This window comes from Ruegeria sp. AP7, assembly GCF_056539905.1.
Genome location: NZ_JBQFVT010000040.1, coordinates 1 through 1,352 on the forward strand (window position 1 = coordinate 1; position 1,352 = coordinate 1,352).

Genomic DNA, 1,352 nt, shown 5'->3' on the forward strand with positions numbered 1-1,352 from the left:
TGTGTGGATGGCTCCTGCATAGCAAGACGTTTTTGATCTGATTTGTGCATTTGTCAGAAGCAGTCATGTGTCCGGCCTGTTTGCGCGGTTTTGACCGCTGGCCCTGATGGGTTCCGCAAACCAAGTTCCTATCAGCTTTGCGGGCTGCAATACCCGAGCCATTCGGCGGAGTGCCCTGGTTTTGGCGGCAGACTTATGCACCATCATCTCGCAGGTCTTGCTTACTCGTGGTTCTTTTCTCCTCAGACCATATGTGGATTGTAAGGTGCGCTGCGGGTGAGAACGGCCCAGACAATCCGTGCTGTCTTGTTCGCCATGGCGACTGTGGCAACCCGAGCGGGTTTGCGTTCGAGCAATGATGCCAACCATTTGCTTGCGCGTTCCGGATGTGACCGGGTTTGCCGCACCAGCGATGTCATCCCGACGACCAGCAGTTGCCTGAGATATTGGTCGCCCATCTTCGTGATCCGACCAAGCCTCTCTTTCCCTCCGCTGGATTTGTTCGCTGGCGTCAGACCGAGCCATGCAGCAAACTCGCGTCCATTGCGGAACTGATGCCCGTCGCCGATGCTGGCGATGATTGCCGAGGCTGTAACAGCGCCGACGCCAGGTATGGTGCGCAGCAGACGAACACGCGCGTCTTCTTTGGCGACCTGCTTCAACCGTCCCTCGTACCAACGTATCCGCTTGTGCAGAGCCATGAGTTGCTCGGACAGGTTTCGGATCACCTCGTTGGCAATGTCGGGCAAATCAAGAGCTTCACCGAGTGTTATCTCTTCAGCAACGCCAATCACACGAGCCAAGCCTCTTGGGATGTAAATACCAAACTCGGCGACCAATCCACGCAAGCCATTGATCAGCTGTGTTCTTTGACGGACCAAAAGATCACGAGCTCGGTGTAGTGACAGAAGAGCCTGTTGTTCGACTGTTTTGATCGCCACGAAGCGCATGGTCGGCCGCGTGACCGCTTCGCAGATCGCCTCTGCGTCTATCGCATCGGACTTGCCACGTTTGACGTAAGGCTTCACGTACGTTGGCGGGATAAGACGCACGTCGTGACCCAGGGCGGTAAGCTCTCGGGCCCAATGATGGGCGCTACTGCAGGACTCCATGCCGATCAGGCACGGCTCCAGTTTCGCGAAGAAAGGCAGAACTTGTGCACGCCGAAGCGGACGATTGAAGACGACCGTGTCATCCTCAGAAATGCCGTGAACTTGAAAAACGTTCTTGGCCAGATCCAGACCAATGGTGGTAACTTGCATGGGGTGGCTCCTCTCAGAAAGCAGACATAGACACCTGCAATATGGCGCATCGCGACGCCGGTTGGAGCAGGAGCCATCCACCCCATCAGC

General features: G+C 56.3%; 1 protein-coding gene. It reads right to left on the minus strand.

What is annotated here, in order from left to right:
* Positions 1–242: 242 nt before the first annotated feature.
* Complete coding sequence (locus ACR0KN_RS22435) at positions 243–1,262, minus strand: IS110 family RNA-guided transposase (RefSeq protein WP_480553476.1); 1,020 nt, start codon at positions 1,260–1,262, stop codon at positions 243–245.
* Between the last annotated feature and the right edge of the window lie 90 nt (positions 1,263–1,352).

Excerpts from the sequence above, each read along its gene's own strand:
- ACR0KN_RS22435 (WP_480553476.1), bottom strand. The coding sequence starts at position 1,262 with ATGCAAGTTACCACCATTGGTCTGGATCTGGCCAAGAACGTTTTTCAA.